Raw genomic sequence first — 19,706 nt, forward strand, 5'->3', positions numbered from 1 at the left:
AAAGAGTGAGGATAACAAGTTTGTTTATAGCTTTCCTGGTTTTGGTACTGAGCTGCATTCCATGCAGAGACGTATCAGCTATGGGTAATAACATTCCTGTTACCGCCATTTCCCAAGGCCAGCTAGCCCATCATCCTAACAAGGGGGAGATCGGAGATTTGTGTTCTCCTTTTTGTACTTGCTCATGCTGTAAAGTTATGAGCGAAGTGTCCCTTTTACTACAGCTTGAACTTATCAAACCTGTAGTTTCTGTCGAATATAATATCGCTGTTGCAGGCGAGGTCATCTCTTTGTCGCTTTCTGTCTGGCAACCTCCTAAATTAGGTTAATTCAAATTGTTCAATGTGTATTCTCCCTTACCAATCAGATTGGTATGGCGGTTTCTGCATTGTTTTTTTTGTTTTTAACTTAATTTATAAGAATAATGCTTCAAAAAATTATTCAGTTCTCCATCAAGAACAAGCTCATTATTGCGCTGTTCACTTTGGGACTGATTGCATGGGGAGTCTATTCCCTTAAGAAACTTCCGATTGATGCTGTTCCCGATATTACCAATAATCAGGTGCAAGTCATCACGCTCAGCCCTTCCCTCGCAACACAAGAGGTTGAAAGACTTATTTCCTACCCAGTAGAACAGACCATGTCCACTATTCCTGAAATTGAACAGGTGCGTTCCATTTCGAGGTTTGGTCTTTCCGTGGTAACAATTGTCTTCCACGACGATGTAGATATTTACTGGGCCCGGCAACAGGTCAATGAAAAACTGGCTGAGGCCAAAAACAACATCCCCCAGGGACTTGGTAATCCGGAGATATCCCCGATATCAACAGGCCTGGGAGAGATTTACCAGTATGTCGTGCACGCGAAACCAGGATTTGAAAAGAAATTCGATGCCAGAGAGCTTCGCAGTATACAGGACTGGATAGTAAGAAGACAGCTTCTTGGTACTCCTGGTATCGCAGAGGTGAACAGCTTTGGCGGATTGCTGAAGCAATATGAGATTGCACTTGATCCTAATAAACTAAGGAGCTTGAATTTAAGCATTAGTGATGTATTCAAGGCGCTTGAAGATAACAATGAAAATACTGGTGGTGCCTATATTGACAAAAAGCCCAATGCCTACTTTATCAGGAGCGAAGGGCTGGTTGGCGATATCGAGGACATCAATAAAATCGTTGTCAAGAATAGCGAAAACGGCGTGCCGCTACTGATACGTGATATCGCGACTGTTCAGATTGGTAACTCGATCCGATACGGGGCTTTGACCCGGACTACAAAATCCAGCGATGGTGAGGCTGTTGGTGGGATTGTGATGATGCTCAAGGGAGCGAATGCAAATAACGTTGTTCAGCAGGTAAAGGCTAAGATAGCGAGGATCAATAAGACCCTGCCAGAAGGTGTGATCATCGAGCCTTTTCTGGATAGAAGTGCCCTGGTGGACAGGGCTATTGGCACAGTAGCGAAAAACTTAATTGAGGGTGCGTTGATTGTGATCTTTGTACTGGTGTTGTTCCTGGGCAACTTCCGCGCGGGTTTTATTGTAGCATCAGTTATCCCGCTTGCCATGCTTTTTGCCATTGCAATGATGAATCTGTTCGGAGTCTCTGGTAATCTAATGAGTCTTGGGGCAATTGATTTTGGTTTGATCGTAGACGGAGCAGTGATTATCGTCGAGGCGACGATGCACCACCTAGGGATGAGGTCCGCAGGAAAACTTACACAGCAGGAGATGGATGAAGAGGTTTTTGAATCTGCTGTAAAGATCCGTTCTGCTGCGGCATTTGGTGAAATCATTATCCTGATTGTGTACCTTCCTATTCTAGCACTGGTAGGGATCGAAGGCAAAATGTTTGGCCCAATGGCGCAAACTGTATCTTTTGCCATCCTGGGTGCATTCATACTCTCGATGACCTATGTACCGATGGTGTCGGCCGTATTTTTAAGCAAGAAGATCACCCATAAAAAGAATTTTTCAGACCGTATGGTGGACTTTCTCCACAGGCGCTATCTTCCTTTGATTAAAGGTGCCTTGAAGTGGAAAAAGACAGTAACAATCACCGCGGTTGCGCTTTTGGTGGTAAGCATTTTTATCTTCACCAGGATGGGCGGCGAGTTTATTCCCACTCTTGAAGAAGGGGATTTCGCTGTTGAGACCAGGTTGCTAACCGGAAGTTCACTTTCACAGACTTTGGACAAGGTCGACCAGGCTTCCAGAATACTGGTAAACAAATTCCCTGAAGTAAAGGAGGTGATCGGAAAGGTTGGTGCAGCCGAAATTCCTACAGATCCAATGCCTATGGAAGCCTGTGATCTTACTATCATATTAAAAGATAAGAAGGAATGGACAACTACCCATAGCCGCGAGGAGCTTGCAGAAAAAATGAGCAAGGCCCTTGAAGATATACCAGGTGTTACCTTCGGTTTCTCTCAACCTATCCAATTGCGTTCCAATGAACTGATTTCTGGTGTTAGGCAGGATATAGGGATAAAGATTTTCGGGGATGACTTACAGACTCTAACCGAGCTTTCGCAGAAAATTGGGAAAATAGTCTCTTCTGTCCAAGGTGCAAAGGATCTTTATCTTGAACAGGCAACAGGTCTTCCACAGATCGTGGTCAACCTAAATCGTGACCGTATTGCCCAGTATGGGCTAAGTGTAAAAACTGTAAATCAAGCTATTAATGCAGCTTTCGCGGGACAGGCCGCAGGACAAGTTTATGAGGGCGAGCAGCGCTACGATATAACTGTGAGGTTCTCCCAGCAAAATCGACAGGGTATCGAGGATGTCAAAAATGTGTATGTCACGGCGCCCAATGGCAACCAAGTGCCCCTTGAACAACTGGCAGATATAAGCTTTAAGATTGGTCCAAACCAGATCCAGCGCGAGGATGCCAAGCGGCGTATCATCGTTGGCCTTAATGTTCGTGGAAGAGATATTCAAAGCGTGGTCGAGGAGATCGAGAGCAAGATCAATCAGCAGATAAAAATGCCTGCAGGCTATTACATCACTTACGGAGGCCAGTTTGAAAACCTGAAACAGGCCAGTGATAGACTTTCGATTGCCGTGCCGGTGGCATTGCTTCTGATATTGCTGCTGCTTTATTTTTCTTTTGGTTCATTTAAACATTCCCTGCTAATCTTCTCGGCAATCCCAATGGCTGCTATTGGAGGGATTTTTGCATTACTATTAAGGGGTATGCCCTTTAGTATTTCTGCTGGCGTAGGCTTCATCGCCCTGTTCGGTGTAGCAGTGCTCAATGGCATTGTATTGATTACCGAGTTCAACAGGCTTAAAAAGGAGGGCAGTTACACGATTGATCAGATCGTACTGATGGGTACAGAGATCAGGTTACGTCCTGTACTGATGACAGCAACCGTGGCGTCGCTCGGCTTCCTTCCTATGGCACTCTCTACAGCAGCTGGAGCGGAAGTTCAGAAACCGCTAGCTACGGTTGTAATTGGCGGGCTTGTTACTTCGACCATACTTACCCTAATCGTTTTACCTGTATTGTATACCTATTTTGAAAATATCAAATTAGGAGGTAAAAAAGGTGTGAACAAAGCTGTTGTAACATTACTTGCCATCACTGGACTGAGCATTGCAGGTAGCAGTGTTTTCGCTCAGGCAAAGCCAGATGAGGGTATCGGTCTGCAGCAGGCGATCCAGGTCGCAGTGTCCAACAACCAACAGATCAGGTCCTCGAATCTCAATATAGGCCGACAACAGGCCTTACGTGGTAGCGCATTGGATATCGGAAAGACTAATTTCAATTTGCAGTATGGACAGTTCAATAGCATTAAGCGCGACAACAATTTCTCCGTAACTCAGAGTATTCCTTTCCCTGGCCTTTTTGCCAAACAAAGGAGTCTTTATGATGCGCAAATACAGAGCGCGGAACTTGGCCTGTCAGTGGTGCAGAAAGAAATCAGTTACCGTGTAAAATCTACATACGGGCGTATAGTATACCTCAATGCTCTCAGGGATTTGTATCTGAGTCAGGACAGTGTCTACAGTAATTTTTACAAGGCGGCCGCTGCAAGGTATAATGCGGGAGAGACCAATTTGTTAGAGAAAACTACAGCGGAGACACAGTACAATGAAGTGCGCAACCGCATTGCACAGAATCAAGCCGACATACTGGCAAATGCAGCAGAACTTAAGCGATTGATGAACACTAGGGACAGCGTCCGTTTCCTATTCGTGGAACTAGAACCAGAACAATGGAACATTACCCAGCGTGATACCAATTCGGTAGGTACCAATCCAGTGCTGGCCTTCCAACGACAACAGATTGAAGTTGCCGAAAGGCAGGTCAAGGTTGAGCGAGCCCGGTCTGGGCCTGACTTTAATGTGGGCTATTTCAACCAGTCTATAATTGGATTGCAGAATGTGGATGGCCAGGACCGTTTTTACAGTGGCGGAACGCGTTTCCAGGGGATAACCGCAGGAATTTCGATACCTGTATTTTTTAAACCATATGCTTCCCGTATCAAGGCCGCAAAGATTGATAAACAGGTTGCGCAGAGCGAGGAGGCCCTTTCAAGGGCCAACCTGCTTGGAAGTTTCGAACAGGCCTACCAGGAGCTTAGCAAGAATGCCAAGAGTATCTCCTACTATAAGGCTAGCGCCTTGCCTAATGCAGATCTTATCCTTAAACAGGCTCAAGTAGCCTTCCAGGCCGGGGAGATCGGTTATGTGGAATATCTGCAAGGGATCAGGACTTACTCAGAGATCCGTCTGGGATATCTTGGTGCCATCAATGACTTCAACCAATCAGTTTACACACTTCAGTACCTCACAGGTCAATAATAACTATCAGTAAAGAAATGAAAAAAGCAATCAAGGTTATCAGCCGCTTATCCTATATATCAGTCATTGCTGTTCTCCTGTCAGCATGTGGCGGCAAAGAAAAAACAGACGCAGGGGCCGCAACACCTCCGAAGGAGGCCAAAGAAGAAACCAATGGGGTAGAACTTACCCAATCGCAGTACAATGCTGCAGGTGTGACGATCGGCAGTCCGGAGATGCGGGCGCTCAGTGGCATGCTGAAGGTAAACGGATTTATCGATGTGCCTCCTCAGAACTTGGTGAGTATTACAACACAGATGGGAGGTATTGTAAAATCCACACCATTGTTACAGGGGAGCAAAGTTTCCAAGGGACAGGTTATTGCCGTACTACAGAATCAGGACTACGTTCAGTTACAGCAGGACTACCTGGAAAGTAAGAGCCAACTCGAACTTTCGCAAGCTGAATATAAGCGTCAGCAAACGCTTTCGGAACAAAATGTTAATGCCCAGAAGACCCTTCAGCAGGCAAAGACCACCTACCAGGTAAATCTTGCAAGGGAAAATGCGCTACGGCAGCGGCTTGAACTGATCAATATTGGTGCCTCGAGCCTGACACCAGGTAACATCCGCAGTTCGATCAATATTTATTCACCCATCAGCGGCTACGTTACCAAAGTCAATGTAAATACAGGCAAGTTTGTGGCCCCCAATGACGTGATGTTTGAGATTGTAAATAGCTCAAACCTGCACGTGGAACTCAATGTTTTTGAAAAGGACGCGCAGAAGGTCCGGCCGGGTCAAAGGGTAAACTTTACCATGGCCAATGATTCGGTAAGTCGCTCGGCTATTATTCAATTGGTTGGTGGGGAGATCAAAGCAGACAAAACGGTTACCGTGCATGCGGTTGCTGGTGCAGGAAATAGCTTTATCCCCGGTACCTACCTCAAGGCAGAAATAGAGACTGGTAGCAGTCGTGTGCTTTCTTTGCCACAGGTTGCAGTTGTTGACTTTGAAGGCAAAAAATACATCTTCCTTGAAAATGGTAAAACAATGGTGAAAGCTGAAGGTGATACAACAAACAGTGTTTACCATTTTCAAATGGTAGAAATTACAGTGGGAATTACCGATGGAGAACTTGTAGAGGTTTCGCTGCCTGGAGGATTGGATTATAACGGAAAGGTTGTTTTGAAAGGAGCTTACGACTTGTTATCGAAGATGAAAAATAGCGAAGAGGAATAAAAAAGGTTATGCCAATTTAGGCATAACACCAGGTGGAGCGATGGGTGCCCCAGTCTTGGGGCACCTTATTTCCCCAACGGGGAACGATCTGGGTTACGTTACCTATTGATTACAGATCATTAAATCTTAACCATATATGGAGAACAACAAGAAAAGCCAGCAAAAAAAAGTAGCCGGGGATACCGGTAAGAAACAGGTCCCAGTTAAAACTGGTGAAGCCAATGATAGGAGCAGCAATGCTTCGATGGAAGAAACAGCGGTCGGGGGCAACCAAGTCTCGATAAAAGAGAAAAAACATGACGAATCTGACTACGAACATGGTGGTGTTTTTGGCAAGAATACAGAAATGATATTTTCTTTGATATGCGGCGCTGCTTTGGCCTTAGGCTACGGGCTGACCTACGTGGGAGGAGTGCCTGAATGGGTGAGTTTAAGCTTGTATATAATAGCCTATTTCTTTGGAGGGTTCTTTACGGCCAAGGAAGCTGTTGAAACTATTTCAAAAGGTGGCTTTGAAATAGATTTTTTGATGTTAGTGGCTGCCATCGGTGCTGCGATCCTTGGTTCCTGGGCAGAGGGGGCGCTACTTCTTGCACTGTTCAGTCTTGGGCACGCCCTTGAACATTATGCAATGGGGAGGGCCAGAAAGTCCATAGAAGCCTTGACTGACCTTGCCCCACCGGTTGCACTTGTTGTTAGAGAAGGAAAAGAATCAATCATCCCAATCGAGGACCTGGTTTTAGGTGATATCATCATCATCAAACCAAATTCGAAAATCCCGGCTGATGGTGTTGTAATAAAAGGTGAGGGCGCCGTAAATCAGGCACCCATAACCGGTGAAAGTGTTCCAGTGGACAAATCGCCAATCGATGACCCACAAAAGGATTATTCCCAAGAAAAGACTATCAAATCAGAACACCGTGTGTTTGCCGGTACGATCAATGGTGCCTCAGTTCTGGAAGTGAAAGTTATACGGGAGGCCAGCGATTCAACTATTTCCCGTCTGGTTAAACTGGTTAATGAAGCAGAAAAGCAGAAGTCTCCGACTCAATTGTTTACAGACAGGTTTGAAAAATATTTCGTACCCTCTGTCCTGATCTTGGTGGCCCTGCTGTGTTTTGCCTTTTTGGTCATAGATGAACCTTTTTCAAAAAGCTTCTATCGGGCGATGTCCGTACTTGTTGCGGCTAGTCCATGCGCTCTTGCGATCTCAACTCCCAGTGCAGTGCTGAGCGGCGTAGCTAGGGCAGCTCGAGGCGGAGTGCTGGTTAAGGGTGGGAAACCGTTGGAGGACCTGGGTACGCTCAATGCTATAGCTTTTGACAAGACCGGTACACTAACTGAAGGGAAACCCAAGCTGACCAATATAATTCCGCTTAACGGCATCGATGAATTTGAATTGATGGGTATTGTAGGTGCAGTAGAAAAGCGGAGCGACCATCCACTTGCACAGGCCATTGTGAAAGGAATTCTGGAAAAAGTTAAAGACAAGGATTTTCCGGAGGCTAAAAGTGTAAAGAGCATTACTGGCCGGGGAGTTGAAGCTGAGGTTGCCGGCCAGAAAATTCAGATCGGTAACAAGGCGCTATTCGGTGATAAGGCAATTAACCAAAAGCTTCTTCAGCAAGTCGAAAAGCTCGAAAAAGAAGGGCACACCTCAATGCTTGTAAGACGTGGTGATGAATTTATCGGTCTATTGTCACTTATGGATGTTCCTAGAGCGGAGGCTGCGCATGTGCTTGAAGAACTATTTGCGCTTGGTATCCAGAAAATGATCATGCTTACTGGAGACAACCAACAAGTCGCCGAAGCAGTAGCCAAACAGATAGGCGTGACCGATGTGTGGGGTAATCTAATGCCTGAGGACAAAGTACAGTCTGTACAGAAACTTGCAAAGTCAGAGAAAATGGTTGCTATGGTCGGTGATGGTGTGAACGATGCACCGGCAATGGCTAAGAGTACCGTTGGAATAGCAATGGGTGCTGCTGGCTCGGATGTGGCTCTTGAAACGGCGGATATTGCGCTGATGGGTGACAAACTAGAGAGCCTTCCATTTGCCATCGGTCTAAGCAGGAAATCCAGGGGTATTATCAAGCAAAACCTGTGGATATCACTGGGAGTTGTCGCTGTGCTAATACCGCTTACCATAGCAGGTATCGCCTCAATAGGCCCAGCGGTCATGGCCCATGAAGGGTCAACACTGCTTGTGGTGTTTAATGCACTCAGGCTCCTGGCCTACAACAATAACCAGCCCGATATAGGAAAGGAAAAAAAGTAAAAGGTAATTATGGCTTAACTGACTTGTGTTTCCATCGCACATTGCTGTAAGAGGTGCTTCGAGTATCTCATTAAAAAGCCGCGCTAGAGCGTGGTAGAGATTCTTTTTGCCATAATTATCTATTGATATTTTTTAACTAATTGATTATTAATATTTTAATCCTATTGGTAAATGAAAATAGCCCAAATGGACTCCCATATAAAACTGTATATATCGATGGGGATGGCAGCTGTAACCTTCGGAATATCCTCACTTATAGCCAAAGATATTTCATTACGCTTGATGGCCTCATGGCTTGCATATTCTGGCACCAGTCTTTTTCTTGCCTGGACAACAATACTTTCCTCCCATCCCAAACAAGTTAGGGTAGAAGCGCATGTCCAGGACTCCAACAGAACGCTGGTGTTCCTCTTTATGATGGCGGCATGTTTTGCGAGCCTCTTCGCCATAGTGATCTTATTGCGGAAAAATGCCGGTAAGCCTGATACTGACGGTCTTCTAGATATAACGATTCCACTTTTCTGCGTTGCCGCCGCATGGTGGCTTGTCCACACCGTTTTTACATTGCGATATGCTCATTTTTATTATTGTAATGTAGATCATGAAACAAATACTAAGATTACTGCGCCTGGCGGACTTTCCTTCCCGGGAAAAGCGCAGCCTGGGTATATGGATTTTGTGTATTTCTCCTTTGTTGTAGGTATGACCTTCCAAGTATCGGATGTTGCAATTACCTCTCCTCGAATACGTCAACTGGCCTGGATGCACGGTGTACTCTCTTTTGCTTTTAATACAATTATCGTTGCCCTTACCATTAATATACTTTCGGGCATGGTGAAAAGCTAGGATTATGAAAAATAAAGAAATTGAAAAACCATTCTGGAGATGGATCAGCTCAATAGAAGGTTTTCCAGAAGGCAGTGAAAATTGTGCTTTCCATGACGTCCCGGAACAGAAAATGAGGAGCTAGCTCCGTGTGCGATCATCTAAGTTGAAGAATAATTTCCTAGGCTTAATGGCTAAAACATTGGAGAGTTGGTCGAGACGCATAAGTTAGGATGCTACTAACGGCTGGCAAAAACATAAGATAGACATGGAAAAGAAGAAAGATCCACAAAGGAAAGCTCCACCTATTAAGGGGCGTCGAGTGAGGGTAGTGAAAAAAAAGAAGAAGAGTAAGGAACGCAAACTGCCACTTGGCATTATAATTATCTTCTGGTTCCTATCCATTTTACTTGTGTTGGCTATGTTTCTGAAAGTTAAGCATTTCCTGGATTTTCACTGGAATAGCCCGGAAATCGATATAGAAAAAGAGCAACTTAAATAACCGCGGTAGCGGTAAAAAATATGGTACATAAAATGAAATACGGACATAACTATGAAATTTTGAGGGGGCAAGTCCGCGAATATGTTGAAATGCTTTTTTCCATGTTCTGGACACCAAAGCTAGTCTATCATAACCTTGGACATACTCAAAGGGTAGTTGTTCGCGCCCTTGAGATCTCGGGTGATTTTAACCTGACCGGAGAAGAACTGTTTATACTGGAGACCGCGGCATGGTTCCATGATACTGGCCAACTGATCGCTGATCCGCAAGGACATGAAGAGCGGAGCGCCGATTTTATGGAAGTCTTTTTCAGGGGCAAAGGGCTTCCCACTGAGATAACCGACAAAATTGAGGAATGCATCTTGGCAACCACAATGCCACAGCAACCGACCGGACAGCTCGAGATGATACTTTGCGATGCAGACACCTACAACTTGGGTACCGAAGAATTTCAGCTGACCGACGCGCTGATCAAACGAGAACTTATGGCCCGTGGATCTATGCCGGTGGGTAATTGGGACATGAATACCCTTGCGCTGCTGCTTAATCACCGCTTTTTTACCCCGTACTGTAAGGAGCTACTTAATTATGGTAAGACCACTAATATACGTATGATCAGGGAGCGTATCCGCGCAGGCAATTGACAGAGATTAAGGACCGGTTTGGGCCACACAAAAGATATGAAAACTAAAAAAACATTTTTTTTAAGCTTTTTTATTATTGCTGCTTTTCACGGCAGCATACTAGGGCAAACTGTTGACAAGGATAGTATCCCGAAAGAAACCAGTCCTGGCACTGGCTCCTTTAACATCAGAATGTCAACCTTGGGCATTGTCGCTTCTTTGACATCAATCAGTTACGGATCTCTAAAGCAGGGAAATCACCAACTGAGAGATATAGATCTTGCTGTCAGGCAGGAGTTTGCATTGGAACATCCTCATCCTAAGTTTAGGGCTGATGATTATCTCCAGTTTGCCCCTGCAGGGACAGTTCTGCTATTGGGCGCCACAGGGGTAAAGGGACAGAACAGTTTGCAGGACCAGGCTGGTCTTTATATCCTTTCCAACTTGTTTTTAAATGCCACCTGTCAGTCTATAAAACGAATTGCCAAAGTCACAAGGCCAAATGGAACAAGCAACGCATTTCCATCCGGACACACGGCAGAAGCATTCGCATCGGCAGAGTTTTTGAGTATAGAATACCGAAGACAGTCGATAGCTTTTCCAGTTGCAGGTTATATTTCTGCGTTTGCCGTTGGATATCTCCGAATGTATAACAACAAGCATTCCAGGCCGATGCATCCAGAAACACAGTAAAGAAGTACCTGTCCTCTTCCAAGGATTCTGGCTTTACCTATGATGAGGTCAATACCTTCAATGACAAAGAGTTGGGGGCTTTTTGGTAAATGCAAGGAGCAGGCCTACTCTGATCGTATGCAATCCATGCTACGTTGTTTTCCCAATGTAGATAGAGAACGTAAGCGTACCGGTGTGAGCCGGCATATGTTATGGCTAGAATATCTCAAAGAATTTCCTGATGGTTAGCAATACAGTCAGTTCTGTTTTTACTTCAACCAATGGAAGGCCAGGGTAAACCCTCTAATGCATATGGATCACAAAGCTGGCCAGAAGCTTTTTATGTGGATTTTGCCGGGGAAGTTATTCATCACCGATAGGGATACTGGTGAGATCCTGGCTGAAGGGTCTTCATAGCGATCCTTGACGCTAGCTAGCTTACATATGTAGAAGCGGTAATGAGCCAACAGAAAGAAGACTTTATTTCTGCCTGCGAAAACACAATGCACTACATAGGAGGCGTTCCGGAAGCCATTGTTCCTGACAACCTGAAGGCAGCCGTAACCAAGACCAGCGGCTACGAACCTACCCTGAATGAGACACTACCGTTCTTCCGGCCAAGGCTTTTCACCCGAGCGATAAAGCTTTGGTGGAAGGAGCTGTCAAGATCATGTATACGGGGATTTTAGCGCCTTTGAGGAAGATGGTCTACCACTCTTTGAAGGAGCTTAATGAAGCTATCCATAGAGAGCTGGAAGCTCATAATAACTGCTTATTACAGGGCCGTAACAATAGCAGACGGTAACAGTTTGAAGAAGTAGAACGGGATGCCCTTGCACAACTTGGCTAAATCAGTATAAAAAAAGGTGAACTAGAATACATATTTCCAGCGTCAAGCCATAACTTATTCAATAAAAAAGACAAGAGCCCCTCGATATCGAAGGGCTCTTGTCTTTTTTATGAAAAATCTTGAGTGGTACCGTGCTCGGAACATGGTTTGAGCACCTCGGGCAATTTATTTGATCATTTAGAGTTGATTTCAAAAAATTACTAGCAAGACCGCTTTTATGTATTGTCAAGATGGAATTACAATTTTTCACAACAGCAGTTTAAAAGATAACATGAAAGATAACGACTGGTGGTATGATGTGCAGATAGAAATTGCCTCCAAATATTCTACGCGAAGATGCCAAGGGAAATAATACTTTCGGAAGCGCTAAGTATGCAGGAAGAGACAAGTAAAGTACGGTTCAAATTTGAAGGAAGATAATGATTGGTTAAGAAGGGAAAAATGAAGTTAAAAACCCGGAAGCGTTTTAGCACTTCCGGGTGAAATGGTCCCATTAATAATACTCAACGCACAATTTTCTATTAAAAAAACCAAATCACACAAATTTATGAGATTTTAATTATTTATCAACGGCAGATGTCTGCGGTTTCTGCTCATTGGTAAATATCCGGGCAGCAATACTCATTAAGGCACTTGCTAACATTATTACTCCTTTTTTTCAGCCTGCTTGCATCGATCGGCATTGCGGCCACCAATACGCCATTGGAAAAGATACTCCGTGAAATCCGGGAGTAAAGCGGCTACGGTTTTATTTTCAGTAGCCGACAGGCGGCGAAGTTCAGGGCGGTTACGATCTATATCAAAAGCGCAAGCAGTTTTTAAGGATCAGCCTCTTATCTGTGAGATCGACAATATTTCTTTCCAGATTCAAGTCTAATACTCTTTAAAAAAATGATTACCACGCAAAAATCGTATTGGGAGTAGCCAATAAAAACTACGGAGAGATTATTTTGAACCGCTTTTCTTCTGCTTATTTATATCCTATTGGCCTCACCAAAGGCTAGCCGCCATCTGTCCATCAATATTATTTTAGAGCTGTCGCAGATTTATCGAATTCGTCAATATGCAATCGTTGCATACATCAATTGCGGATTAAAAGGAAAGTGTCATTTTAATTAATGCACCGAACTTTGGGTGTCCAATGAAGAGATTAGATGTGATGTTGGCCAACTTACTTTAATTTCGGTATCGCATTATAACATGATCTGCATCGTTATAGTTAAATGCCTTAGATGTCTGATAACAAAGCAGTAAAGCAAAGCTGCCCTACACTCCCCGATAGGGGATGATATGTAAAAGTAACAGTCCTGTTATTACAGGACTGTTACTTAAAATAAATCGCTACTTCATGCCATGCTTGTGACTGTGTTTCTTGGTTGCCTCTTCAGCATGATCATTGGCCTTCTTACTGCTCTCAGCTGCCGATTTTGCATGCTCTGCAGCTTTCTCATCATTGCCTTCCTGATGCGCTTTGTGTGCATTTTGATGGTGTTTTGATGCTTCATCATGATGCTTTGCCGCATCATGGTGGTGGTTGTGCTTTGTTTCAGACATAATAAAAAGTTTTAGAGTAGATAGTACACAATCGCGTCACAAAAGTTCGTTGTTTTGTGTTATGGGTTTGTGATTAACATTATTCATGTACATTGCGTTATGTGTAGGGAATTTGCTCAACTGTGATCAGCAAGACGTTACTGGAAATAGAAAAATATGATATCTGAACTGGCTGAAAAAATAAAATCTTTTAACATAGCATTGCATTACAGTTGCTTCGTTGGAGCGGAGTTCGGGTAAATTTTTTAAAGATTAACAGACGACACATAAGAAATTGAAGGTGTCTCCGGTATGTGATCTTCAAAAAGTATAGATGTAAAGAAAGAGTACAGATTTGCTTACCTGCGATAGGATCTTTGATGCGGATTATGGCAATAAAGGCTTTCGGCTGCTTGGTATATGTCATAAAGTATCGTACTGAAAGAAATGTGTTGGATTCCTCGAACTTATTATGGAATTTGAGCGTTAATTTGATAAATGATAGATGACAATTAGTTTGTTGCCGTTAACGTAGTTAAACTGGTTAGTCCATACTATAATATACCCTAAAATATTAACGGCGGGAAGAACTGAACAATTTATTGCGGGTGCCAGTGGTTGTACAGGTTGACATTTATCGATATCTTTTACGGAATTTAGAGCCTACTAGAAGGAGCGTTTAATTAAGGCATTCCAAAAGGAAAAGTTTACTGTCACTTATATTGGGGATGGAGTGAATGATGTGTCTACTATCTATACAGCATTTAACGGCATATCTACCCATAAGGCGGTTGGCGCAGCGCGTGAAGCGGCGGACTTTGTATTGTTGCAGAGGACTTGTCTGTATTGTCCGGTGGAGTACACGAAAGCCGCCCCTGACGAGCAGGTGCGGCAAGTGGTTTCTGATATTGGGGCAGCCTTCGTTTCATGTCAACGTATGGCTCCCTGTACCTGCTTCTACTACGGATTTTTTATGGCTGTCGAATCTAGACACACTTCACGAAATGGTTACTGGAGAATCATTCTTTGTTATGCGATTATCCCCAATATTTTAATACTTATATTTTTCAAATATAGGGCAAAGCACATGAAAGGAGTTAACTGGCCTTATAAAGGAATTGCCTAAAAAATTCCATTATGAAATGAAGACGGTCTATTACATCACGATGTCGGTATTGCTGATTTGCATTCTTTCAAATGCCTATTGTCTACTTATCCTGAAGCATACTACAATACCATTAAAGGTAATTGATATTATAACTCCGGCAGTGGTATTGTTTTATTTAGCATTCATTATTCACCGAAGAAGAACCGACCCAAAAAAACGAAATGAAGAAATCGACCGCCATTTCAGTAAAAATTAAAAGGCGCTAAAAGTTCTCGGACTAGCTGTCACCTTACGAAATCATTATTCAAAGCCAGTTTAATCCTATTCAGCCTCCCGCAAATTTCTCTCAATATCAGTGCCGATATACAAGGTATGCGGAGCCGTGGGCGAAATGCTTTTTCCGAAAACACCTGTAAGCATATTCAGCAAAGAATTTTTAGCCATCCTTATATTCATTATTATTCGATTCCCGTATCAAAGGATTGTTGCCATAGTGAAATGGTAATGCTTTTGCCTATTCCTCCATACAGCAGTTCCACTTTTTGTGCAGCAGGATTGAGCAAAAATGGCTTATAATACAATATTCCTACCAGTACCAGCTCTTAAAAAATAAATGTTCTAGCTAACAGACCATATGAAGAGCCCGAACAATCCTTGCCTATTGCGTTTCTAAGCTGTGTCGTTGTGATCATGCGGGATAAAGACAAAATGGTTGGAAAGACTTATACAGATATTCAATTTATCAGAACATGGGAAAAGGAGCGATTTATATTGTTGAGAGACGAAATACCAAGAGCACTTTCGTCTTAGAGCTTGAACAGGAAATAACATGGCTTGGTTTCAAATTTTAACCGATCTTACTATTAAGCGCTTACATGCTTGCTAATAATTCATTGTTATTAACTTGGCGGTCAATATTGGCTGGAATTTTGATGCTTTAGCTCATTATCCGAAAGGTAACAGATCCAATGATTAATTAAATGGAAAAGTACGTAGTCGATTATAGTGAGATAGCTTATTTCAAAGGAATCCGAATTTTATTCGAACATCTAGAGGAGGGCCTTGATCATGCCGAGAAAAATGGCATTAAAGAAGTTTGCGTATGGACGGATGGCGATTGGAGCAAACAAGTGGTCAATTTAGATTTTCTGAAAGGTCGGGGTTTTATTGAAACTTTTCACTGGCTTGTTCCAATGTCCAAAAAGTCAAACATCGACGGGCTGAAATATCTATCCGAGCTTAAAAACCTGCGCTGGACTGCTGCGGGCGATTTTAAACTTGACCTTTCTATCTTCCCAATTTTGGAGGAACTAAACATAGGTTACGGTCCGAAAATAAAGGGATGGGAACAATTGGTTAAATTAAAGCGGCTACAAATTGCAGCTTTAAAAACAGAAGATCTATCCTTGTTACAACAGGCCCATGACCTGGAATACCTCCGTATAATCGGTGGCTCTATTGTTACAATATCAGGAATTGAAAAGTGTCAAAAGCTAAAGACGCTCTTCCTGCAAAAGTGTACGCAGCTGAGAGGTATTAAAACAACGATTTCGGAATTACATGAATTGGAGCAGTTAAATCTTGAAAGCTGTAAAAACATCGACATCACAAAGGAATTAGCCGGGCATATGGTCAAACATGTTTCAATTATTTAAAGATAGCTGTTCCTGCCTACTTCTTTTTTACAGAACTTTTTTGAGGTTTGTTACTTTGCAAAGCGAGCTTTTTGCGCGCGACTTCTAATCTTTTTCTCCATGTTGCAACCGGTGGGTCTTCATATACAGGTAACCCCTGTTCATTAATTAGCCCCATGCTTTTGGCAAGCTTTAAACTAATATCAGCTGAAGTGGTATTGTCCTTTTGCCATTGACGCCGATCTTCTGCCATTTCTTGTTGATAGGATTCGATTGCTTTACTGATAAGTTCAACTTCCTTTTCATATTTCTTTTGTTTGCGGAACAAAATCATTAAGCGGTTATATGCTACAGGGTAAGTTGGTGCTCTTTTAATCGCTGCGGTATATGATTTTACAGCCTCTTTATAATTACCTTCCTGCTCTAAGGAAAGACCTTTTTCTATCAATTCTTTTAAAGATAATCTTGCTGCCATTTCTCTTAAATAATTAATCAATAGGCGTGCTCCAGTTTGATGCATGTTCGCCCGATTATCGCCAACTCCAACGTTTTTTGTTGTTGATAACTCCTACAACAGGAAACAATCGCTCTATCTGTATTTGGATCGTATTACCCGATGAAATTTATTTTCTAAAGTTAAATAAACCTCTGAGTATATCAAGGCTACAAAAATAGAAAGTGAAAATAATTTTGTTAGATTGATCTAACTTTATATTTTTGTCAATGAATTTTATTTATTAGACTAATGAAAAAGACCTACATTGTATTATTGGGAATCATTACACTGCTAATTGGTATCCAATCTTGTGAAAAATTGGAGCCTGGGGCACCACCTGAAGATGAATTATTAGACGGTCCGATAGAAGGGCTGAATTATGAAGAGAGGCAGCGGTTTTTAAATGGCGATGCTACTTTTAATGATGAGGTTTTTACTGTTGAGAAAGGATTAGGGCCGTTATTTGTATCTAATAGTTGTGTTAGCTGCCATTCAGGGGATGGGAAAGGGCATCCTTTTTCAACTCTGACACGCTTTGGTCAAACAGATGAGACAGGAAATAAATTTCTTCATCATGGCGGCCCGCAGTTGCAGAACCGTGCTATTCCTGGGTATCTGCCGGAAACGATACCGGCCGGGGCAACATTTTCAAAATTTACACCACCGGCAGTTACCGGCTTAGGGTTATTGGAATCTGTTCCTGATGACTTACTATTAGCAATGGCTGATCCGGAAGATGCAGATGGTGATGGTATATCAGGACGGGTAAATTGGATCAACCTTCCCTCGTTTGTAACTCCACGCAGCAATGCTGTTTCCCTTGATGGAAAGTATATCGGAAGATTCGGGAAAAAAGGAAGTGTTTATAATCTTTTACAACAGACTGTTGATGCTTTTGCGCAAGACATGGGTATTGCAACAGTATATAATCCTGTTGATGTTTATTCAGGCGACGAAATTGATCCGGAAATTGAAACTCAAAGAGTAAATGATCTTGCATTCTACCTGAAAACTTTAAAAGCACCGATTCAAAGAAATCAAAATGATCCCGATGTTGTTTACGGAAAATCAATTTTTACTTCTTTAAAATGTACCAGTTGTCATAAACCTCAACTGACTACCGGGGATTCACCAATATCGGCTTTAGCATTCAAGGAATTTTCGCCTTATACAGACCTCTTGTTACACGATATGGGACCAGGTTTAGATGATGGCTATACGGAAGGAACAGCAAGAACGTATGAATGGCGGACTCCACCACTTTGGGGACTTGGTCTTTCTGCTCAATCTCAAGGAGGCAAGTTTTACCTGCTGCATGACGGGCGCGCAAAAAGTATTGAAGAGGCGATAGAAATGCATGGAGGAGAAGCTTCACAGGCTCGACAGCGTTATAGAAATCTTTCCCAGAACGACCAGGCAGCTCTCATTAAATTCCTCAAATCGCTTTAAAATGGACAGGAAAGAATTCATTAAACAATGCGGTTATGCCTGCATTAGTTCCAGCCTTGCCATATTGCTCCTGGAAGGCTGTGCTTCTTCAAAGATCGTTAGTGGTGTTATTGTGGACTCAGATATTGTTGTACCTATCGCTGCTTTTTTAAGCGGTAAAGGAGAAGAATACTATAGAAAGTATATCGTTGTCGACCATACGCTATTAAAATATCCTATCTGTGTATTCAGGTATGGGGAAAATGATTATTCAGCTTTGCTTATGCAATGCACGCACCAGGGGGCAGAGCTCCAGGTGTTTGGAGATCGCCTTCAATGTCCTGCTCATGGAAGCGAATTTGATAACAAGGGCAAAGTTAAGAATGGCCCTGCAGATACGCATTTGCGGACTTTTCCTATAACAATATTCAACAATCAAATTAAAATCTCCCTTAGAAATGTATAAAATAAAAATTTTGTTCATCGTGACATTATTCGTCATGACAGGAACTTCCCAATTGTTGTATGCCCAAATAGATACCTCGCTCTTTAAGCGGGTCGTGCCCTTAGATTCTACAAAAAAAAGCATGAATATGGATGCTATTTATAACCGTCCATTACTATCCTTGGGCAGATTGCCAGTTACTGTAGGTGGTTATATGGAAGCCAACTGGCAGCATATGGGTAAAGATGGAGTTAATGAAGGACATCAATTTCAGTTCAGGAGATTTACCGTTTTTCTTGCTTCAACAATTAGTAAAAAAATCAAATTTATATCCGAACTGGAATTTGAGCCCGCTGATCGTGAAATTTCAGTGGAATTTGCTGCACTTGATATTGAGTTTCATCCGTTACTGAATTTGCGTGGTGGGATGATTGTAAATCCCATTGGGGCCTTCAATCAGAATCACGACGGTCCTAAATGGGAGTTTATAGACCGTCCGATTTCAGCGACCCAAATGCTTCTGGCAACCTGGAGTAACGCAGGTTTCGGCTTGTATGGTAAAAAATATAACGGTGATTGGATGTTTGGTTACGAGGCCTATTTATCCAGCGGATTTGATGGGAGCATTATAAACAATAAACAAAATAGGACTTATTTGCCCGCAGCTAAAGATAACCCGGAACGCTTCGAGGAATCTGTTAGTGGAGAACCTTTGTATACCGGTAAAATAGCTGTGCGAAACAATAAAATAGGAGAATTGGGACTTTCTTACATGGAGGGCGCTTATAATAAATATAGAGATGATGGAAACACCATTGATGACAGGAGAACATTAAACATATTTGCTTTAGACTTTAATACTACCGTTCCCCATTTAGAAACTTTTGTTACCGGAGAATGGGCATGGGTACATGTTGATGTTCCTCGTAATTATACCCAGCAATATGGCAATAGACAGTATGGCGGCTTTGTTGATATTGTTCAGCCAGTTTTAAAAAGAAAAATGTTAGGGTGGGAAAATGCGACTATCAATCTCGCTTGCCGCCTGGAATTTGTAGACTGGAATGTCGGAAGATTCAATGAAACCGGTGAAAAAATAGGTGACCAAACCTGGAGCATGATGGGAGCAATCAGTTTCCGACCTAATGCCCAAACGGTATTAAGACTTAATTACAGGCACCAGCAAACAAGAGATTTATTAAATAATGCTCCTACATTGATGGGGGGATTAAGCTTTGGTATTTCCACATATTTTTAATCATCCGCAATGGTAGGTTTCAAT

15 protein-coding genes are annotated in these 19,706 nt (G+C 42.7%); 13 read left to right on the top strand and 2 right to left on the bottom strand.

All coding sequences use genetic code 11. From position 1 onward, the window contains the following. The first annotated feature begins 5 nt into the window (after window positions 1–5). The 9 genes from L1283_RS23610 (at window position 6) to L1283_RS23650 (ending at window position 11,179) form a co-directional block, all read left to right on the top strand. The gene (locus L1283_RS23610; protein ID WP_310889270.1) at window positions 6–329 is read left to right on the top strand and encodes a DUF6660 family protein; all 324 of its coding nucleotides are present in this window, start codon (window positions 6–8) and stop codon (window positions 327–329) included. 95 nt (window positions 330–424) lie between these two features. Next, window positions 425–4,810 carry a CusA/CzcA family heavy metal efflux RND transporter gene (locus tag L1283_RS23615; protein ID WP_070569819.1) on the top strand — a complete coding sequence of 1,462 codons (4,386 nt, stop codon included), beginning with the start codon at window positions 425–427 and terminating at the stop codon, window positions 4,808–4,810. A gap of 17 nt (window positions 4,811–4,827) precedes the next feature. Continuing rightward, entirely contained in the window at window positions 4,828–6,030 is a 1,203-nt protein-coding gene (locus tag L1283_RS23620) for an efflux RND transporter periplasmic adaptor subunit (protein WP_070569821.1), read from the top strand. 136 nt (window positions 6,031–6,166) lie between these two features. Beyond that, window positions 6,167–8,308, top strand: coding sequence for a heavy metal translocating P-type ATPase (locus L1283_RS23625; protein WP_083296101.1), 2,142 nt, complete (start codon window positions 6,167–6,169; stop codon window positions 8,306–8,308). A 171-nt stretch (window positions 8,309–8,479) separates the two neighbouring features. Then, window positions 8,480–9,154: a DUF1345 domain-containing protein gene (locus tag L1283_RS23630; protein WP_070569824.1), complete on the top strand. Its 675-nt coding sequence runs from the start codon at window positions 8,480–8,482 to the stop codon at window positions 9,152–9,154. 247 nt (window positions 9,155–9,401) lie between these two features. Beyond that, a complete protein-coding gene (locus L1283_RS23635; protein WP_070569826.1) occupies window positions 9,402–9,635 on the top strand; it encodes a hypothetical protein in 234 nt (77 codons plus the stop codon). Window positions 9,636–9,694: 59 nt separating this feature from the next. After that, the gene (locus L1283_RS23640; protein ID WP_312334299.1) at window positions 9,695–10,279 is read left to right on the top strand and encodes an HD domain-containing protein; all 585 of its coding nucleotides are present in this window, start codon (window positions 9,695–9,697) and stop codon (window positions 10,277–10,279) included. Between the two features lie 36 nt (window positions 10,280–10,315). Continuing rightward, window positions 10,316–10,951 (top strand): phosphatase PAP2 family protein, encoded by a 636-nt coding sequence (locus L1283_RS23645; protein ID WP_070569828.1) that lies wholly within the window; start codon window positions 10,316–10,318, stop codon window positions 10,949–10,951. Window positions 10,952–10,990: 39 nt separating this feature from the next. Next, entirely contained in the window at window positions 10,991–11,179 is a 189-nt protein-coding gene (locus tag L1283_RS23650; RefSeq protein WP_139145089.1) for a hypothetical protein, read from the top strand. A 1,942-nt stretch (window positions 11,180–13,121) separates the two neighbouring features. Here L1283_RS23650 and L1283_RS23655 read toward each other — a convergent pair. Continuing rightward, a complete protein-coding gene (locus L1283_RS23655; protein ID WP_070569832.1) occupies window positions 13,122–13,334 on the bottom strand; it encodes a hypothetical protein in 213 nt (70 codons plus the stop codon). Between the two features lie 2,067 nt (window positions 13,335–15,401). Here L1283_RS23655 and L1283_RS23660 point away from each other — a divergent pair. After that, on the top strand, window positions 15,402–16,076 hold the full coding sequence (locus tag L1283_RS23660) for a hypothetical protein (RefSeq protein ID WP_070569836.1): 675 nt from the start codon (window positions 15,402–15,404) through the stop codon (window positions 16,074–16,076). A gap of 16 nt (window positions 16,077–16,092) precedes the next feature. Here the strand turns inward: L1283_RS23660 and L1283_RS23665 are convergent, their stop codons facing one another. Continuing rightward, window positions 16,093–16,575 (bottom strand): tetratricopeptide repeat protein, encoded by a 483-nt coding sequence (locus L1283_RS23665; RefSeq protein WP_139145090.1) that lies wholly within the window; start codon window positions 16,573–16,575, stop codon window positions 16,093–16,095. A 225-nt stretch (window positions 16,576–16,800) separates the two neighbouring features. On the opposite strand from L1283_RS23665, the gene L1283_RS23670 reads away from it, so the two are divergent. Genes L1283_RS23670 through L1283_RS23680 form a run of 3 tightly spaced genes read left to right on the top strand, consistent with a single transcriptional unit; the run spans window position 16,801 to window position 19,682 of the window. Then, complete coding sequence (locus L1283_RS23670) at window positions 16,801–18,000, top strand: di-heme oxidoredictase family protein (RefSeq protein WP_070569840.1); 1,200 nt, start codon at window positions 16,801–16,803, stop codon at window positions 17,998–18,000. 1 nt (window position 18,001) lies between these two features. After that, the gene (locus tag L1283_RS23675) at window positions 18,002–18,445 is read left to right on the top strand and encodes a Rieske (2Fe-2S) protein (protein WP_070569842.1); all 444 of its coding nucleotides are present in this window, start codon (window positions 18,002–18,004) and stop codon (window positions 18,443–18,445) included. Beyond that, entirely contained in the window at window positions 18,438–19,682 is a 1,245-nt protein-coding gene (locus tag L1283_RS23680) for a hypothetical protein (protein WP_070569844.1), read from the top strand. Before L1283_RS23675 ends, L1283_RS23680 begins: the two co-directional genes overlap by 8 nt. Window positions 19,683–19,706: the final 24 nt, after the last annotated feature.

It is taken from the genome of Sphingobacterium sp. HSC-15S19 (assembly GCF_050433745.1).
GTDB lineage: Bacteria > Bacteroidota > Bacteroidia > Sphingobacteriales > Sphingobacteriaceae > Sphingobacterium > Sphingobacterium siyangense.